Source organism: Pseudoalteromonas sp. SCSIO 43088, assembly GCF_023650795.1.
Classification (GTDB): domain Bacteria; phylum Pseudomonadota; class Gammaproteobacteria; order Enterobacterales; family Alteromonadaceae; genus Pseudoalteromonas; species Pseudoalteromonas shioyasakiensis.
The window spans coordinates 618,018-636,465 of record NZ_CP072675.1 but is presented as its reverse complement, the minus strand read 5'-3'; the positions used below and the strand labels follow the sequence as shown (position 1 = coordinate 636,465).

At 44.8% G+C, this 18,448-nt stretch carries 16 protein-coding genes and 1 pseudogene; 9 read left to right on the top strand and 8 right to left on the bottom strand.

Annotated features, from left to right (window positions below):
* Nucleotides 1-84: 84 nt before the first annotated feature.
* Nucleotides 85-1,137, bottom strand: coding sequence for a TonB-dependent receptor (locus J8Z28_RS03010; RefSeq protein ID WP_250659860.1), 1,053 nt, complete (start codon nucleotides 1,135-1,137; stop codon nucleotides 85-87).
* 86 nt (nucleotides 1,138-1,223) lie between these two features.
* On the opposite strand from J8Z28_RS03010, the gene J8Z28_RS03005 reads away from it, so the two are divergent.
* Nucleotides 1,224-4,202 carry a Tn3-like element ISShfr9 family transposase gene (locus J8Z28_RS03005; RefSeq protein WP_013755170.1) on the top strand — a complete coding sequence of 993 codons (2,979 nt, stop codon included), beginning with the start codon at nucleotides 1,224-1,226 and terminating at the stop codon, nucleotides 4,200-4,202.
* A gap of 93 nt (nucleotides 4,203-4,295) precedes the next feature.
* Here the strand turns inward: J8Z28_RS03005 and lspA are convergent.
* Together lspA and J8Z28_RS02995 are read right to left on the bottom strand one after the other, a co-directional pair.
* Nucleotides 4,296-4,679: pseudogene (gene lspA / locus J8Z28_RS03000) on the bottom strand (signal peptidase II); the annotation flags it as partial.
* Between the two features lie 3 nt (nucleotides 4,680-4,682).
* Nucleotides 4,683-5,579 (bottom strand): cation efflux transmembrane domain-containing protein, encoded by an 897-nt coding sequence (locus J8Z28_RS02995; RefSeq protein ID WP_250659859.1) that lies wholly within the window; start codon nucleotides 5,577-5,579, stop codon nucleotides 4,683-4,685.
* Between the two features lie 95 nt (nucleotides 5,580-5,674).
* On the opposite strand from J8Z28_RS02995, the gene cadR reads away from it, so the two are divergent.
* Nucleotides 5,675-6,082, top strand: a complete 408-nt coding sequence (gene cadR / locus J8Z28_RS02990) for a Cd(II)/Pb(II)-responsive transcriptional regulator (RefSeq protein WP_004364961.1) — start codon at nucleotides 5,675-5,677, stop codon at nucleotides 6,080-6,082.
* A gap of 173 nt (nucleotides 6,083-6,255) precedes the next feature.
* Here cadR and J8Z28_RS02985 read toward each other — a convergent pair whose 3' ends face one another.
* Genes J8Z28_RS02985 through J8Z28_RS02970 form a run of 4 tightly spaced genes read right to left on the bottom strand, consistent with a single transcriptional unit; the run spans nucleotide 6,256 to nucleotide 10,043 of the window.
* Nucleotides 6,256-7,380, bottom strand: a complete 1,125-nt coding sequence (locus J8Z28_RS02985) for a hypothetical protein (RefSeq protein ID WP_250659858.1) — start codon at nucleotides 7,378-7,380, stop codon at nucleotides 6,256-6,258.
* 10 nt (nucleotides 7,381-7,390) lie between these two features.
* Complete coding sequence (locus tag J8Z28_RS02980) at nucleotides 7,391-8,395, bottom strand: YecA family protein (protein WP_250659857.1); 1,005 nt, start codon at nucleotides 8,393-8,395, stop codon at nucleotides 7,391-7,393.
* 12 nt (nucleotides 8,396-8,407) lie between these two features.
* Entirely contained in the window at nucleotides 8,408-9,763 is a 1,356-nt protein-coding gene (locus J8Z28_RS02975; RefSeq protein WP_250659856.1) for a type II toxin-antitoxin system HipA family toxin, read from the bottom strand.
* Nucleotides 9,753-10,043 carry a helix-turn-helix domain-containing protein gene (locus J8Z28_RS02970; RefSeq protein ID WP_250659855.1) on the bottom strand — a complete coding sequence of 97 codons (291 nt, stop codon included), beginning with the start codon at nucleotides 10,041-10,043 and terminating at the stop codon, nucleotides 9,753-9,755. The genes J8Z28_RS02975 and J8Z28_RS02970 overlap by 11 nt, the downstream gene beginning before the upstream one ends.
* 516 nt (nucleotides 10,044-10,559) lie before the next feature.
* Here J8Z28_RS02970 and gmk point away from each other — a divergent pair.
* The 5 genes from gmk (at nucleotide 10,560) to J8Z28_RS02945 (ending at nucleotide 15,956) form a co-directional block, all read left to right on the top strand.
* Nucleotides 10,560-11,180, top strand: a complete 621-nt coding sequence (gmk, locus tag J8Z28_RS02965) for a guanylate kinase (protein ID WP_054563423.1) — start codon at nucleotides 10,560-10,562, stop codon at nucleotides 11,178-11,180.
* A 102-nt stretch (nucleotides 11,181-11,282) separates the two neighbouring features.
* A complete protein-coding gene (rpoZ, locus tag J8Z28_RS02960) occupies nucleotides 11,283-11,558 on the top strand; it encodes a DNA-directed RNA polymerase subunit omega (RefSeq protein ID WP_054554225.1) in 276 nt (91 codons plus the stop codon).
* A gap of 130 nt (nucleotides 11,559-11,688) precedes the next feature.
* Entirely contained in the window at nucleotides 11,689-13,794 is a 2,106-nt protein-coding gene (spoT, locus tag J8Z28_RS02955; RefSeq protein ID WP_054563422.1) for a bifunctional GTP diphosphokinase/guanosine-3',5'-bis pyrophosphate 3'-pyrophosphohydrolase, read from the top strand.
* A gap of 11 nt (nucleotides 13,795-13,805) precedes the next feature.
* Nucleotides 13,806-14,198, top strand: a complete 393-nt coding sequence (gene ridA, locus J8Z28_RS02950; RefSeq protein WP_054554223.1) for a deaminase RidA — start codon at nucleotides 13,806-13,808, stop codon at nucleotides 14,196-14,198.
* Between the two features lie 153 nt (nucleotides 14,199-14,351).
* Entirely contained in the window at nucleotides 14,352-15,956 is a 1,605-nt protein-coding gene (locus J8Z28_RS02945; RefSeq protein ID WP_058583784.1) for a flagellar assembly protein A, read from the top strand.
* A gap of 44 nt (nucleotides 15,957-16,000) precedes the next feature.
* Here the strand turns inward: J8Z28_RS02945 and asnA are convergent, their stop codons facing one another.
* Nucleotides 16,001-16,996 (bottom strand): aspartate--ammonia ligase, encoded by a 996-nt coding sequence (asnA, locus tag J8Z28_RS02940; protein WP_054563419.1) that lies wholly within the window; start codon nucleotides 16,994-16,996, stop codon nucleotides 16,001-16,003.
* A gap of 197 nt (nucleotides 16,997-17,193) precedes the next feature.
* Between asnA and asnC the strand changes: the two genes are divergently transcribed.
* Together asnC and trmH are read left to right on the top strand one after the other, a co-directional pair.
* Nucleotides 17,194-17,652, top strand: a complete 459-nt coding sequence (gene asnC / locus J8Z28_RS02935; protein WP_054554220.1) for a transcriptional regulator AsnC — start codon at nucleotides 17,194-17,196, stop codon at nucleotides 17,650-17,652.
* A 44-nt stretch (nucleotides 17,653-17,696) separates the two neighbouring features.
* Nucleotides 17,697-18,413: a tRNA (guanosine(18)-2'-O)-methyltransferase TrmH gene (trmH, locus tag J8Z28_RS02930; RefSeq protein WP_062565951.1), complete on the top strand. Its 717-nt coding sequence runs from the start codon at nucleotides 17,697-17,699 to the stop codon at nucleotides 18,411-18,413.
* The last annotated feature ends 35 nt before the right edge of the window (nucleotides 18,414-18,448 follow it).

The following is an 18,448-nucleotide window of genomic DNA, read 5'->3' as shown; positions in this document are numbered from 1 at the left end:
CCTAGGATCAATTAGTACGGACTTGAGGTTATATTGAGTTGAACAACTACCGACTTGGTATTAAACCAAGCCGGTAGAGAGTAACTACATGTTATATTGGAAACCAACTAGGATGCGACGTCCCCACTCAACATTAAATGCTGGTTTGTTGAAGTCGTTATCCCAATAGTTTTCAGAAGACTCATTGGTTAAATTCTGTCCTTGAAGGGTAAGTTTTAAATTTTCAGTCACTTGATAACCAATACTTGCATCAACCGTTGTTTCTGAAGAATTCAAATTAACTTGTGCAGGTAACCAGCTATTTACGCCCGTAAATTCACTACGGTAGTTATATGAAACACGAGCATCAAAGCCATCTTTCTCATACCATAAGGTTAAACTGCCGATATCTTTTGATAAACCACCTAAGTTATAAGGATTATTTGCTGGCTTAAATTCCATCACATCACTATCAGTGTATGAGTAGTTTGCATAAACCCCTAAACCATCAAATGGCGCAGGTAACATGTCGAAAGCTTGTTGATATAACACTTCAAAACCTTGAATAGTACCACCGTCACCATTAACTGTACCGGTGAAAGCATAAGTGTCGCCATCAAATTCAACCGTTCCTTCAGAGAGGCCAATGTGTGATTCTAAGTCTTTATAGAAGAAGTTAATGGTCGCTGCTGAGCTATCCCCCCAATAATATTCATAACCTAAATCAACTTGGTTGGCTACGTAGGGGTCAAGTGTTGGGTTACCACCTGATGCTGTCCATTGAGTTTGTGATTTATCAAACGAAAAACCTGTACGCATTTCAAGCAACGGTGGACGCGCCATGGTTCTAGCTAAGCCAAGACGAATTTGTGAATCATCAGTTATATTGAAAACCATATTTAACGATGGCAAAAATTCATCATAATCATGATCTATTGCAATAGGATCGGTACCTCCCCCATTAGTTTGCTCATGACCTGTAGATTCAACTTCTGTTTTGGCGTATCGTAAACCAACATTACCGGTAAATGGAATATCGCCGATTTCGCCCGACATATTTAACATCACATAAGCGGCAGTATTAGTTTCGTTTAGCTTCCATGATGGGGTTCTAGGGATTTTCCCCTCTAAAAAGACATAATCCTCTGTAGACCACACCAATAAATGGCTGCGGAGGTGGGTTACTACTTATAAGTGTGGCAAATTAGGTAAATATCGTACATTTAATACGGAACAGCCCTGATATGGCCATCAAAAACGAAATTACTATTCTCACGAGAGCAGAACAGGCAGATCTTTATTCCCCACCCATTTTTTCAATCGAAGAACAACGTCTGTACTTTTCTCTGAACGATGCGGAATTGGCAGTTTTTCGGTCAATTCGTCTCAGAGCTCATAGATGTTACTTTGTCGCGATTTTGGGATACTTCAAATCAAAGCCCGTCATCCTAGATATCGCTTACTCGCAGGTTTCTAAGGATTTAATGTTCATCAGTAAAGAGCTGCTTGGCGGCAAGGGGCTCAGACCATTCACTCCCTCACAAAAACAAAAAGATCGACTCTACGCAAAAGTATTAGACCTTGCTGGTTATCACAAATGGGACGAAAGTCAGCACTTCAATTCTCTTTTCGACCACCTTGTTCAGGTGGGCAATGCCTGGCTGGAGCCGCGTTACCTCTTTGATACTGCTATTGAATTCCTAACCAGTCACAGCATTGCTATCCCTAGGTACACCGTACTCCAGAGACTGATAAGCAGAGCGATGCAGCAGGTCAGAAAAGACCTGGCGCACCAACTTAATCAACTCACCAGTCCTGAACTTCACGTCTTTCTGGACAGCATAACAGCCATTGATGACGGACTAAGCCTGAACCAGCTCAGAGGCGGTGCAAAAAGTCTGACCGTACCTGAACTTAAAAAAGAGCTTGCCCTTTATCATCAGTTAGCGCCATGGCGCACGCAAATCAATGGCGTTATCGATGGGCTTAATCTGTCTCTTAAAAATCGACAACACTTCGGTGAGCTCATCAACTATTACGGTAGTAAACTCAAACGATTCAAACGCGCACAGCAGCATCTATGGTTGCTATGTCACCTGACAGAGCGGATACAACTGGCACTGGAACGGTTAACTGATGGGTTCATTTACCATATCCGCAAGCAACAAGAAGCTGCCAACACCTTTGCACAACAAGCAGTGTTCCTGTCCTGGCAGTCAGCCGCGGACAATGTCACGAAAGCGGCAGAGTTACTGCATCTGTTTGTGGATGAGAACATTGATGATAATCAACCCTTCTCAGTAGTCAGACAACAGGCATTGAAGGTCATGAATGACAGGGATATCCAGACCCTCTGCCTTTACCTGAAAAAACAGAAACGGACCGTGGAAGAGTACCAGTGGCAACATTACGATGAACAATGCAATCTCCTGGAGCAACTGTTAAGGCAGGTGTTCTTGTGCCTTGAATGTGAGGCCGGTAAAGGCTCAGAAGCCGTCGTCGCCCAACTTCAACAGATGCAGACGGAAATCGCATTCGGTGGACCACTGAAGACGATGGATACGTCGCTCATCCCGAAAAAGCACCTCCCATGGTTGGTTAAACAGGATAACGTTAACCCGCAACGTTACGAATGGCTGCTCTACCGGCAGTTAACCTCACGACTGAATGGACGCATTTATTTGCCAAATGTTACCAAATACCGCGCACTGGAAGACGACCTGATCCCCCAGACATCGCAGGATACCTTGCTGGCCTCATCAACACTGGACAGACTAAAACAGCCCGCAGAGTTATTGTTACAGGAGAAACAACACCGGCTGGAAAGTGCACTCAAAGACGTTGCTCTCCATATTGATGAGGGAGACAATCGAAATGTGATCATGAAAAATCGTACCGGTACCCGCTGGCGTCTGCCGACCAAAAGCGCTACATCTCTGGTCAACAATCCCTTTTTTAAGCGAATGCAACCGGTCGGTATCGCGGATGTACTGCGGTATGTAGAGCGCGAAACCGGGTTCATGAAATGTCTGACTCATGTACTTCCGATACAAAAACAAGGGTTCACTCATCAGGATGATTTACTGGCCATTCTGATTGCCAACGCCACTCACCGTGGTGTGTATGGCATGGCGCAGATCTCCGATCGAAGCTATGAACACCTGAGTACGGTGCAGGCCAACTATATCCGGCCTGAAACGCTGCATGACGCCAGCGACGTGATCAATAATGCGGTTGCAGCGCTACCCATCTTCCGCCACTACCATATTCAGGAGGACCAGCTGCATGCCAGTGCGGATGGTCAGAAATTCGAAACCCATCTGGAAACCTTTAAAACCCGGTACTCCTCTAAGTATTTCGGCACCAACAAAGGGATCACGGCCATGACACTGGTGGCCAACCACAGCGCCCTCAATGCTCGGATCATCGGTTCCAACGAGCACGAATCACACTATATTTATGACCTGTTACAATCCAACAGCAGTGAAATCAAACCTGACGTACTCTCGACAGATACACACGGTGTCAATCATGTTAACTTCGCCTTACTGGATCTATGCGGTTACAGTTTTGCACCGCGATACGCGCAGTTCAGTAGTGTCATCAATGATCTGTTTGACGTAACTGAAAATGAACACGGCGGCACCAACCTTGCCCTGAAAAAGCCCATCAGGACGAATGTCATCGAAACGGGATGGCAGGATATTAGGCGCATTGTTCTGTCACTTCAGACAAAGCGAACGACACAGGCAATGCTGGTAAGAAAGTTGTCTGGTTATCCTTCGGGGCACCCGACATTACAGGCGCTGACGGAGTATAATCGACTGGTCAAAGCGCAATATTTACTGGATTACATAGACAATGCCAGTTTGCGGCAGTACGTTCAGCGTGCCCTTAACCGGGGAGAAGCGTGGCACTTCCTGAGACGGGCTATTGCGTCGGTGAATGGCGATCAGTTCCGAGGCAAAAACGAGAGTGAAATCGCTATCTGGAATGAATGTGCAAGATTGCTTGCCAACGCGATCATCTACTTCAACTCCGCGATACTGAGTCATCTGCTGGGACACTTTGAAGCGAGAGGAGATGAAGAGAAAGCGGGTATCACTCGTGCTGTTTCGCCCGTTGCGTGGCAAAATATCAACTTAAGCGGAACGTATAACTTCACTAATACTGGGAAATTGCCCAATATTGGCGAAATAACAAGGCCGATAGTGGATGATTAGGCTCCAAGCTGAAAGTAAACCACCTCCGCAGCCATTTATTGGTGTGGTCTACAGAGGATTATGTCTTTTTAGAGGGGAAAATCCCTAGAACCCCCAATAGAAATCAAAGGAATCCACAACATAGCCGCGAAAGACCCGGTCAATCAGGTTGCCCATGGCGCCACCGAGGATAAGACTGTAAGCGATGGCTTCTCCTTTATGACGATTTTCAAGGATCAGCTTGATCAGAAAAATCGAGACCACTACCGCGATTCCGATAAAAAAGTAGCGCTGCCAGCCTCCACCATTCGCAAAAAGACTGAATGCGGCACCGGTGTTCCATAGGTGCACCCAGTTAAAGAACGGGGTCACCGAAACATACTCGCCATAGGCCATTGATTGCTGCACCAGCCACTTTACAGCCTGATCAGACGCTGCCAGCAGGCCCGATATGGACAATAGGGCATACGGCGAGAGCTTTTTGCCAATAATGAGCATTATTTAACCCTTCAACGCCAAAATGCGTCTGGCACCGTTAAGTACAATGCCCCCCGCGATGGTGCCGATAATCAGATCCGGATAATTGGAACCGGTCCACGCGACCAGGGCGCCGGCGGTGATGACCCCCAGGTTGATCACCACGTCGTTGGCCGAGAATATCCAGCTTGCCTTCATGTGCGCCCCGCCTTCCCGATGTTTGGATATGAGCAGCAGACAACTGGTATTGGCAATCAATGCGACGAATGCGATAGCCATCATCACCAGCGATTCAGGCTCACTACCGAATACAAAGCGTCTCACCACCTCTACGAGCACGCCCACAGCCAAGATCAGTTGCAGTACACCAGCAAGATGCGCGGCACGTACCTGCATTTTCACGCTATGTCCAACCGCATAAAGGGCAAGCCCGTACACCGCCGCATCGGCAAAATTGTCCAGGGATTCTCCAATCAGGCCGGTGGACTGGGCGACCAGACCGGCAGTCATTTCCACCACGAACAGAAGTGCATTGATGCCGAGCAACCAGCGCAGGGTCCCGGATTCTTGCTTAGCAGAAGCTGCCGAAAACTCGGCGGCCTTGATGGTCTCCGGATTTGCAGCGACGGTTTCCTGAAGCGAGGCGCCTAGCCCCAAGGTCTTCAGTTTCGAGGTGACGGGCTCGACCTCGCCGTCATGCACGACCTTCAGCCGGCGGTTCGACAAGTCGAAGGACAGCGCCCGAATCTCCTCAAAGCCGTTCAGGGCTAGGCGAATCATTCGTTCTTCTGATGGACAGTCCATCTTCGGCACGGCATAAACACTGACCCATCTCCCTGGCGCCTCGGAGGAGGCCTGTATATCGGTATCCGCTGCGGACGTTGCATCAGCGCCACAGGCGCCACCACAGGATTTGCTCATGATACGACTCCACTTGAACAATGTTGTGGTACCATTTTAAACTATAAAGCTACTATAAGGTCAATAGAGTAAATAATCCGTTGGGGAGGAGGCTGATGCGCATTGGTCAGTTGGCGCAGTTGGTAGGGGTCGAAACACAGACGATCCGCTTCTATGAACAGCAGGGCTTGTTGCCGCCGCCTGATCGGCAGGACAACGGTTACCGTGTCTATACCGAGAAGCATGGTGAGGGGCTGGCCTTCATCCGTCGCTGCAGAATCCTGGGCCTGTCACTGGCTGAGATTCACGAACTACAGAGCTATCAGGACGACCCTCATCAGCCTTGTACCGCCGTCAACGCCTTGCTCGATGATCACATCTCTCATGTGCGGTCGCAGATAACCGCTCTGCAAGCGCTTGAGAAACAACTCGTTTCACTGAGAGCGAGTTGCAACGATGACCGGGAAGTTGAGGCGTGTGGGGTTCTTGCTGGAATTAGCGAAGGAAACATGCACCAGCAGTAGGTGAAGCATCAACCAGATAATCCGATGAGATGCCGGTCTGTCTCACTCTCATGCAAAGGTAAGATCAACCATTTAATCCGCTTACCCACAATTTGTAGACCTTTGGTGGGCTTACAACCTTCCATTAACCCTCAATCAGTTTTTTGCTAACGTCATTTGGCCAGTCTCTTGCCTCATCGTTTAAGCAAATCACTCAAGCGATTTAACAGCGCTTTCCGGCTATTATTCGCCACAACAAAGCGCTTAAAACGTTGTTCAAACACCGCTTCATCCGCTTTGAACTGATAGGCCTCAAACAGCTGATGCAAATAGCGTGATGCCGCATCATAACCACTTGCGCAAGTTCGAACCGCTTGCTCTTGTGCTTGCTGCCAGTAGTGCTCACGCCGATTGTAAACATCCGTCAACGCTTTTTCTTTTTCTGCTTTTTCGATGGCTAATTTTTTTGCGAGTGCTGCAGCTTGCTCTTGCTGTAATTGGCTTTGCGCTTGCTCAATAAAAGGAGAAATTACCTCGGGGGTTAACCAATACTGATAGATCTCGTCTGTGTTGACAGGTTCTTTTCGCGTCAGCGCTAAGGCTTGGTGACGGGTTAGCTGGCCTTGCTCAAACAACGTGCGTAATAGCGTGTCTTTCTCTGCTTGCGAGAGATTATGGATCCACGCATCAAGCGTAAGCTGAGTTTGTTTGGCTTGGTGACTGGGTTGTTCGCTCAGCACCATGGCGAGCGCCTTAACCAATGCTAAGGGAATATCATACAGCGCAGCAAACGCCTGCTCCTCTTCACTGAGGTGCTCAAAATCGAATTGAATTAACGGCACTCGCTCAACGCCATCATTAAAATCAAACGCTTTGAGCCACATAAAGTACACAAGGCGCCAATCCCCTTGCATTAACCCGCTGCGTAACCCAGCTAAATGCTGGAAAAAGTCGTCAGCATGCTCATCGTCAAAATACTCATCATACTCCTCAAGGGAAAAAATCAGCAACTGCCACTCATCGTTTTCGTGAATATGAAGCCCATCACTTGAAAAGCCAAGTAACGCATCTGGAAGCGTTCCTGCTGGTAGCTTGATGTAGGCATCGATTGAGCCCCAATCGGCATAGTAAAAACCGATGTCAAAGTATTTTAACATCAGCTCAAAAGGCTCGGCCTTTAGATCACTGTAGGTGTAATACACCTGAAAGGCCGTAGCGCTGATCTCGGCACGGCTTGAAATGGCCCTGAGTGCTTGACGTGCTTTAGCATCTAAATACCCATCCAGACGCTCAAATTTATAGTATTGATATTCGCTCACGATGACCTTGCTATGTATTTATTGTGAATTGAAAAGTTTGTTTCAATAAAGGCAGTACCTGTACCGTCCTACCAACAGATTCCGTGTTTAAAAAACTTCTTGGATCAAGGGTCACAAATCCCCAAAACTGTAAAAATCGCTCAATAAACCGTGATTCGATGAGTATGCTTAAGTTTCTTTCCGGCGAGAAGTAATCATCTGCTGGGAAACCCTGTAGTAAATCTGGGAAAGCCACTTTCACCTCTTCAACCAGCAGATCTACACTACTGTGGCTTTGAATACGCCACAGCATAAACAGCCAAAAGGTTCGCAAGTCGGCATCAAACTCAAAACCGTCCAAATAGCCCCAGTTATATTTGCTGATGGCGGCTTCTAACATAGGTTTAAAAAATGCTTGTATACCTAACACCTGATACTGCTTTTGCGCTGATTTTTTCACATGGTAGCGGCCGCTACGTCGATAAATAATACCGCTAATTTCGGCAAGCACTCGGGTGTAGTGCAAAGCATTAAACTTGTCTTCGTTGCTGCCCGCAAACTCGCTGATACTAATGTTACGTTCGAATTGAGCAACGGCAAATTCGGGCAATAACTCACTGGCCTGTTTGACTAATTTAGTCGGTAAGTTGCCTTTAGTTGTGGCTTTGAAGGAGCCTTCTTGCGCCATGGCATCATCAAGAATGAGCGCTAGATAACGCATCACAGGGCTGGCAGAAAGAGAGTCGGGAGTGCTGATTGTCACCCACTGTAATTGATCAAAAGGCGCATAAAGCCAATTGGCCATTTGCGTTGGCGTCACGCCACAAAAATCGGGATGAGGTTGATGATTGCGTTCTTGCACTTTGTGCTGCAAAGCGGTATTGAGTTCATCAAGACTCAAATTTGGGTTCATTGCCAGCATGGTTTCAACATCATCGAAAACTTGGGCATGTTGCTTGGAAACGCTGCTCATACAACAACGTTTAAATTTTTTACCACTGCCACAATGGCAAGGATCGTTTCGGCCGAGCTTCATTGTTGTCCCTTCTTATTGTTGTAGAAAAAGCGCTGCATTTTCCTGTTTGCGCTGATCCAATGTTTTAGCAATCGCAGACACTGTTGTTTTACTGATACCTTGCTGCCGTGCAAGATGAGTAAATTGGCTGATAGCTTCTGCGACTTCTTCAATGACTTGCTTTGCCTCATGCCAATTCGCAAAGCCTGCACTGGTCGCTAGTTTTTGCATCACCTTAAGCGGTGGCGCTTTACCATAACCTCCGAACGCAGTGGCGTGTTCGTTAAATGGATGTGGGCTGAAAGTAACATCGTAAAAAGGGGCAGGATCCCATTGACCGTCATCCGCTTGCAAGAACGCCCAGTTTTTACTGTGGTCGTCTTGATTAGACGACAGCAGGTTAAAAATGGCACGGCGAAATTGCAGCTGCCCAGCGGCTGGCGATTTACACAACTGACGGCTGGCTTTAATTAAATCAATGTAGTCTAAACTTGGCGTTCGAAAGTCTGCATCCAGTAGCCCGCAAGCGCTGTGCATATGCAATCGACCTGAACTGCGATTGCCGCTTAAATTGGTCTGCTCCGTGACATAATCAAAACGCTTAAGCACCAACCAGGCAGACGCACCGCTTGTAGGTGGTGCTTCAATGAGTTGCCATAGCGGTGGTTGACACTTAGCAAGTTCTGCCATTTGTAAATAAACTGCCTCGCACAAACCTTCTTCATGCCCGAGCGCGAGATTTTTAGAAGTAAATTTAATCAGCCAGGCCTCATCTCCAGGCAGAGCAAAGGTTCGACAATGCTGAGTTTCTCCAGCAGGCATATAAATCTGCGCCTTTGGTCTTGCCCCACCCGAACTACCTCCGGCGACTAATGCGGCCAACACCTGTTGCGTATGCCCATCTAACTCATCGTGATTATCATCCATATAATCTGACATCGAAGAATCGAACAGCGTTTGTGCTTCTAAGCCTAACGTCGCTAAATCAATATCCGCGTGCGTGGTGGCTGAAAACTCAGACACCGGAGAAAAAGACAATGCTCCCATGCCTTTATCACCGACAAAGGCTAACCTATCCATCGCCGTTAATTGATTAGGTAGGATGCCCTTTTGCCGGAAAATACGATCTTGTAACAGCATGCCCCAGCCATCGGGTAAACAATCTCCAAATACGCCATGTACACCTTGGTGCGGCGCTTTAGGAGCGACTTGAACTTGCGCGTTCGCATGCAAGGTAAAAGGTGATAAGTTGCCAAACTGCTGCAAATAGCTGTCTGCATACTGGAAAAAAACACCTTGCCGATTCTGCGCCAAGACCCCTACTGCATCCTGCTCACCTGAACTTAAGGTGCGAGTCACGGCGAGTTTTTGAATGGGTTTAAAACTCATCTTTTAGCACCTCATCAATACTAGAGGGCATAGTGACCCGTTCTTTGCTAGGTTGTGTGAGTTGATAGAGCCTCTCTAGCGAATCAAGGGTCTGCCATAGCAACAGCAATTGGCGAAATGAAATTTGCCCGGTCAGCTCAAACTTTTTAATGGTGGCCGCAGGTACACAGCTTCGCTCAGCAAGCGCAGATCGTGACAGCTTTGCCTGCTTTCGTAACTCACGTAAATAAGCCGCATAGGCTTGGCTTACATCGGTATCATCAAGTAAGGTAAAATTCATCCGCAAGGACCAAATGGATACAGTTATACCCATTATAGCGAAATAAAACAGAAATTGGATGTTATTGTATCCATTTATGGTTGGGGTGTTGAAAAAATTACTCGATAAAGCCCTTCAAAACTGCTATGTTTTAGCTCTAACAGCAGCATAAAAACGGCACTGTTTTTCCATTGCTAACCACTAAGATTTTTCCATTGCTAACCACTAAGATTTCGTAAAAGCCATAGGCAAGTGGTGGGCAGTTTGGTGGGCAAACAGGCATTTTTGAACGGTTTCTTTTCGATAAACCATTGATTTTGTTATGGTCTAACCCGCTACTCAATGAGCAGATCCAGAATATTGAATAAGCACGCTTTACAGTTTTTTATAAGACCCAGCACCTGCTGGGTCTTTTGTTTTAAAAAGTCTAAAAGCAGGCAAACTTGAGCACTTTTAGCGAAATAAAGTACAATAGTTCAATTAAAGGCTTGGATTAGCGATAGTCCGAGCCTGTTTATTTTTTATTAGAGACAGATCATGGCGCAAACTCGCGGAAATTTATTTATCTTGTCAGCTCCATCAGGGGCTGGTAAATCAAGCTTAATTGGTGCTTTACTAAAGAAACACAGCGATATGAAAGTATCGGTTTCGCACACCACTCGCTCACCTCGTCCGGGTGAAGAAAACGGTGTGCACTATCACTTTGTTTCTGTGGATGAGTTCAAAGCGCTAATTGAGAAAAATGACTTTTTTGAATGGGCGCAAGTGTTTGATAACTACTATGGTACGTCTAAGCAAGCAATCGAAAGCCAACTTGCAGCAGGTATTGACGTATTTTTAGATATCGATTGGCAAGGTGCTCAGCAAATCCGCAAATTAGTTGATGATGTTGAGACTATCTTTATTCTTCCACCATCAAAAGAAGAACTTGAATCACGCTTAAATAACCGTGGTCAAGACTCTGCAGAGGTAATCGCAGGAAGAATGGCAAAAGCACAATCAGAAACATCGCACTATAATGAGTATGATTATGTTGTTGTTAACGATGACTTTGATACTGCACTTACAGAAATCGAAACTATCGTTATGGCTAAACGTTTATCGTTAAAAAGCCAAACTGTGCGCCATCAGGCGTTATTAGAGAACTTACTTAAGTAATACTTTTTAAGAATAAGATAAAAATTAACCACAAGCTATTGGCGAATTTAACTTGGTACAGTAAACTACGCCTTTGCTTAAGAATTTATTTGGAGTGCTGAGATGGCTCGCGTAACTGTTGAAGATGCAGTAGATGCAATTGGTAATCGTTTTGACTTAATTTTAGTTGCGGCTCGTCGTGCCCGCCAAATCGCGGTTGGTGGTAAAGATCCACTCGTTGATGCTGAAAATGACAAACCAACGGTTATTGCTTTACGTGAAATTGAGAAAGGGTTAGTAGATAGCTCTTCTATGGACTTAATTGATCGTGAAGAACAACAACATCAAGAAGCAGCAGAAATGGCTGCTGTGGCTGCTATCGTAGGTGGCAACCAGTAATCAAGCTCCCCGCTTTGATTTAGCTATACGGCTAGTATTTCTACACTAGCCGTTGGCAAGCCCTTCTTTTCATCGTATATTCTATTCATACCGTTACCGATTTACTTCATTTGCGCATTGGAGTGTGACTTTGTATCTATTCGAAGGCCTCAAAAAGAAAATATCCGAATACTTACCACCTGCTGATATTGAGCTGGTACAAAAAGCATACGTGGTCGCTCGCGAAGCCCACGAAGGCCAAACACGCTCAAGTGGCGAGCCTTATATCACCCACCCTGTCGAAGTGACACAAATACTTGCCGGCATGCACTTAGACCACGAAACGCTGATGGCTGCCCTGATGCATGACGTGATTGAAGACACTGACTTTAGCCAACAAGACTTAGCTGAAATTTTTGGCGACACGGTTGCCGAGCTTGTTGAAGGGGTGAGTAAGCTAGATAAACTCAGCTTTAAAGATAAAAAAGAATTCCAAGCAGAAAACTACCGCAAAATGATCATGGCGATGACTCAAGATATTCGCGTGATCTTAATCAAACTGGCTGACCGTACTCACAACATGCGTACTTTAGGCGCACTGCGCCCTGACAAACGCCGTCGTATTGCCCGTGAAACCCTAGAGATTTATGCGCCAATTGCGAACCGCCTTGGTATTCATGATATTAAAAATGAATTAGAAGATTTAGGCTTTCAAGCGTTATACCCGATGCGCCATCGCGCATTAAGATCAGAAGTAGTCAAAGCACGTGGTAACCGTAAAGAAGTTATCAGTAATATTAAGACTGAAATTGAAGCGCGTTTAGAAGAGTCTGGCATCGAAGCAACTATATCAGGCCGCGAAAAACACCTTTATAGCATTTACAAAAAAATGCTCAATAAAGAGCTGTCGTTTAACGAAGTGATGGATATCTACGCGTTCCGTATCAATGTTGATAATATGGATACCTGTTACCGCGTATTAGGTGTTGCTCATAACCTTTACAAACCAATCGAAACCCGTTTTAAAGATTACATTGCTGTACCAAAAACCAATGGTTATCAATCACTTCATACCTCATTAGTTGGCCCTCATGGTATTCCTGTTGAGATTCAAATTCGTACCCACGACATGGATCATATGGCAGATAAAGGGGTGGCTGCTCACTGGATGTATAAAAAAGCCGGTGATAGCGCAGGCCACACAGCACAGCAGCGTGCTCGCCAATGGATGCAAAGCTTACTGGAGCTTCAGCAAAGTGCGGGCTCATCATTTGAGTTTGTTGAAAACGTTAAAACAGAGCTATTCCCTGAAGAGATCTATGTTTTCACGCCAGATGGTCGTATCGTTGAACTACCTATGGGTGCGACAGCAGTCGACTTTGCTTATGCAGTTCACACTGATGTAGGTAATACCTGTGTAGGTGCACGCGTTAACCGTAAACCTCACCCACTAAGTAAAGCACTTGATACAGGGCAAACGGTCGAAGTCATCACCAGCTCAGGGGCGCACCCTAATGCAACTTGGCTAAATTTTGTTGTAACAGGTAAAGCACGTTTAGGTATCCGCAATTACCTGAAGAGCCAACAGCATGAAGAAGCCATGCTGCTCGGTCGACGTTTACTAGACTCAGCACTTGGTGAAACCAAACTGGATGATATTCCAGATGAAAACATTCGCCGTGTACTTCAAGAGCATGAACTAAATACCGTACTTGAGCTATTAGTCGAAATAGGCTCAGGTAATCTTATGAGTGTGCTTATTGCAAAACGCTTGATGCAAGTTGATGCTGACGACCTAGATGACCTTGCACAAAAAGCAAAAGCAACCATCATAGGTACTGAAGGCATGTTAGTTAATTACTCTAAATGCTGCCGACCTGTACCTGGCGATGCTATTACTGCTTATATAAGCCAAGGTAAAGGCCTTACAGTTCACCGCCAAGAATGTAAAAACATTCGTGGTTGGGAAAAAGAGCGCTCAAAATACTTAGTTGTAAAATGGGACGATAACCCAGAGAAAGAATATATTGCAGCCCTTCGTATTGAGATTATCAATCACCAAGGTGCGCTGGCTAAATTAACCAATGTTGTTGCCTCAACCCAAGCCAACATTGTTGAAATAGCGACTGACGAAAAAGAAAGTAATTTATACATGATAGATTTAGGCATCACGGTTAAAAACCGCGTTCATGTTGCTAACATTATGCGCCGCATTCGCGTTATGCCTGATGTGCAAAGAGTCTATCGTAAAAAGTAACAAGGATAATCATGAACAAATCTTTTATTTCTACTGATAATGCACCAGCAGCAATCGGTACTTACAGCCAAGCAGTTAAAGTAGGCACGGCTGTTTATTTATCAGGTCAAATTCCACTTGTGCCAGAAACAATGGAAGTGATCTCTGAAGACTTTACTGAGCAAACTCACCAAGTATTCAAAAACCTAACAGCTGTTTGCCAAGCTGCGGGTGGTCAAATTCAAGACATGGTAAAAGTGAATATCTTTTTAACTGACCTATCTAACTTTGCGATTGTTAACGAAGTGATGAGCCAGTACTTTAAGCAACCATACCCTGCACGTGCCGCAATTGGCGTACGTGCGCTACCAAAAGGCGTGCAAGTTGAGATTGACGGTATCATGGAGCTACCTTCAACAAACTAATCAGCCCTGCCAGCAACGCAAAGTTGCTGGCACTTTTTTAGAAAAAGTTCTTACTTCCCTCACCCGAAATTCTTGACTCATTAGCAAATCTCTAGCACTCTGTTGTTATAACAAGTAAAACCTTTAGCTAATGTAGTAAAAAAGGATCTCCAGGTGTTTAAGCTCGCTCACAACGGCAACGTTTTATTAGATGTTCATGAAAACTCGCCTCCTAGTGCTGCGTTTATTATCGAAGCATTAGAAAAGTCACCATTTTGCGAATGCAGAGTGGATCATGAAGCTATCAATAATTTCTTCAAAAGCGATTCAAATGAGCGCATGCTTGTTGTTGCCTCTAAACATGATGCGAGCCTAGTTGTTACCCTGAGTGATGACAAAATGCTGGCTACAGGCGAGCTGACTTTAGCTGAAGGTGGCAAAGTCATGACGCTTGACGATGCTAAAAAAGAGCTTATCAAAGCAGGTGTTGCCCGCGGTTATAAGCAAGCTTTCTTAGAAAAGTTATTACAACAACAGTTTGAGCTACCTGCAGGTGAAGTTGCTAAAGGAGTGCTCGCAAAAGGCCGTTTACCGATTGATGGCCAACCGTCTAAGTTTGTACCACAGGTTGAGACCTTAAAAGACCGCTTAAAAACACCTAAGCTACGTGAAGACGGCACAGCCGATATGCGTGACTTTGGCAAGCTCGCAAGTGTCGAACCTGGTGTATTACTTATAAAACAAATTCCTGCTACTCCTGGCAAAGAAGGATTTACTGTTACTGGTGATGTACTTCCTGCAAAACCGGGGGAAAACACCAAGCTAGTCGCAGGTGAAGGCACCGAAATATCAAAAAACAACCCGCTCGAGCTAATTTCTGTGATCGCTGGTGTACCAGTGGATATTGCCAACGGTATGCGTGTCGATGATATCTTTACTATTGCCGATGTAAACGTAAAAAGTGGTCACGTAGACTTTGAAGGTAGCGTCATTGTTACTCACAACGTTGAACCGGGCATGCGTATTAACGCCAAAGGCGATATCACAGTGATGGGCACAGTGGAATCTGGTCATTTATCAGCGGCTGGCGATATCACTATAAAACAAGGTGTAATTGGTCACCAGCTCGAAGATAAAAAGCTGTCATGTAATATTATCAGCCAAGGTGACATTCACTTATCACATGGTCAATACTGCTACCTTGAAGCCAATAATATCCTCATTGAACGCCAAGCCAGCCATTGCACAATGAAAGCTACTAAGCTGTTGCAGATAGGCCAAGAAGATAATCCGCAAGGTAAGCTATTCGGCGGAGAGATCCTAGACGCACAAATGTTAATTGCCGGCGAAATTGGCAATGAATCTGGCGCTAAAATGGTTATTCACTTAGCAGCTTCGGGTGCTGATGTCACCGCACAAACAGATCAGTGTTTAAAAGATTTAGCACAAACAGATTCACAACTTGATACTTTGCAAGAAGCTATCGAAAAAGCAGATCAAGTAAAAGACGCCGAAAAGAAAAAACAGTTACTCGCAAAAATTGGTGCCACACAAATGCACTATTGCGAGCAAGCTGAAATGCTTGAGAAAAAGCTATCAAGCTTAGAGCATCACCTGCATGATTTACTGGAAGATGCGCAATTAGTCGTTAATAAAAAACTGCATTCTGGCGTCGAAATTCATATTTTCGAAAAAGTTCTACTCACTAACCGCCAATACCCACCATGTAAGGTAAAACTTGAAGAAAACAAGGTTGAGGTAGAGTTTAAGACCAGTTAATAAAAAAGAGGCTTAAAGCCTCTTTTTACCAGGGTCATTACTCTTTAAAGAATTCCTTCCACTTGCTGTTTTAGCTGTTCAGGCCAAACACCAACTTGTACTTGCCCGATATGCTGTTTTTGTAACAACAACATAGCGAGTCGTGATTGACCAATACCACCACCAATTGTTTGCGGAAACTTCTTCGCCAGTAGCTGTTTATGCCAATCAAACTCTAACCGAGCTTGGTCGCCTGTAATCGCTAATTGAGTAGCTAATGCATCAGGGCTTACACGAATGCCCATTGAAGAGATTTCAAATGCATCTTCAAGCACAGGGTTCCAAACTAAAATATCACCGTTTAAGCCTGCAAATTTACTACAGGTTTGTGTTGACCAATCGTCATAATCCGGTGCTCGTACGTCATGAATTTTGCCATCTGCAAGTGTGCCGCCTATACCAATTAAAAATACCGCACCGTACTCTTGTGCTACCGCTTTTTCACGTTGTTTCGCAGTAAAGTCTGGATACATCTGACGTAGCTGTTCACTGTGTACAAAGGTGATTTGCTCGGGCAAAAACGGCGTTAAATCAAACTCGCTTGCGACAAAGCGTTCGGTTGCTTTAATCGCCTGATAAAGTGATGTCACGGTTTCTTTTAGCTTGTCTAAAGTACGCTCTGTACTCTCGCAAATTACTTTTTCCCAGTCCCATTGGTCAACATACACCGAGTGAATTGGGCTTAAAGATTCTTCATCAGGACGAAGCGCCTTCATGTGCGTATAAAGTCCTTCACCTACCGAAAAATCGTAATCAGCCAAGGTTTTGCGTTTCCACTTAGCTAATGAGTGGACTACTTCAAATTGGCTACCCGGAATTGTTTTCACTGCTACCGATACAGCATTTTCAGTACCGCTTAAGTTATCTTGAATACCATCGCCTACTTTTGCCAAGATTGGTGCTTGTACTTCAACTAACCCTAATTGTTGTTCTAATTGGCTTGAAAAAAACTGTTTTACTTTACTAATTTGCTGCTGTTGCTGCAGGTAGTGTGAACTCATAATAATTGGCCTCATTCCCAGTTATTGTTACTTGCTTAATTAGAGAAACCCGCTGCTTGGCCCCTCCTGTTAAAACAATCCTCAACTAAACAAAGATAATTTTCAATAACCCACAATAAAAAGAACTTAACATTGAAATTTTCATAAAAATAATGCTATAAAATTTATTGATTCAATAATTAACACTAATAAATACCATGGAAAATTATCAAATCGATAATCTCGATAAAAACATCCTTAATGCTTTAATGGAAAATGCGCGAACAGCCTATGCAGAACTCGCTAAACGCTTTGCAGTCAGTGCCGGGACTATTCATGTACGGGTCGAAAAGATGAAACAAGCGGGAATTATTACAGGCACCCAAGTCAGTATTGATGCCAAACAGCTTGGTTACGATGTTTGCTGTTTTATTGGTATTAACCTCAACAATGCCCGTGATTACCCACAAACTTTACTGCATTTAAAAGAACTAGAAGAAGTTGTCGAAGCCTATTACACCACAGGTAATTACAGTATATTTATCAAAGTGATGGCGCGCTCAATTGATCATCTACAAGATGTGTTAATTAACAAAATACAAGCCATCGAAGCTATTCAATCAACAGAAACGCTGATCTCATTACAAAACCCAATTAGCCGTGCTGTTGTTCCCTAGGGTATAATCAGCGCCAATTAGAATCCGTCAACGAGCACACAACTATGGATACAACTCGCTTTGAGCGTGTTAAGCGCGTGTTAGACCGCCGCCAAACGGACCTAACGGTTTGTTTAGAAGAAGTACATAAGCATCATAATTTATCGGCCATTGCCCGCACAGCTGACGCGACTGGCTGCCATCACGTACATGCAGTATGGCCAGAGAATCAAAAATGGTTAACTAACAATACCTCAGGTGGTAGTAAAAACTGGCTAGAAACTCACTTGCATCGTAATATCGATGAAGCGGTTGCCATGATGCGTGCGCAAAATCCTGAAGTACAAATTTTAGCAACTCATCTCAGCGACGATGCAGTCGACTTTCGTGAAATTGATTACACCAAACCGACGGCTGTTATTGTTGGCCAAGAACGTGATGGTATTTCGCCGCGTGCCCTTGCCCATGCAGATAAAAACATCATTATCCCTATGCAAGGAATGGTGCAATCTCTTAATGTATCTGTTGCTGCTGCACTTATTCTATTTGAAGCACAACGCCAACGTGAAGAAGCCGGACTTTACAACCGCGATATGCTTGATGCGAAAATAAAGCACCGTATCTTATTTGAAGGCTGCCACCCTATCATTGCTGAACAATGCCGTGAAAAAGAGCTACCGTACCCTGAGCTTGATGAAAGTGGTGAAATTGTTGCTGATGAAACGTTCTGGAACATTTTAAAACACACGCAACCGCTTGAAGCCACTAACGAGAGCAAGTAAACTGAAAAACAGTCTACTAATTAATAATTTGAGTC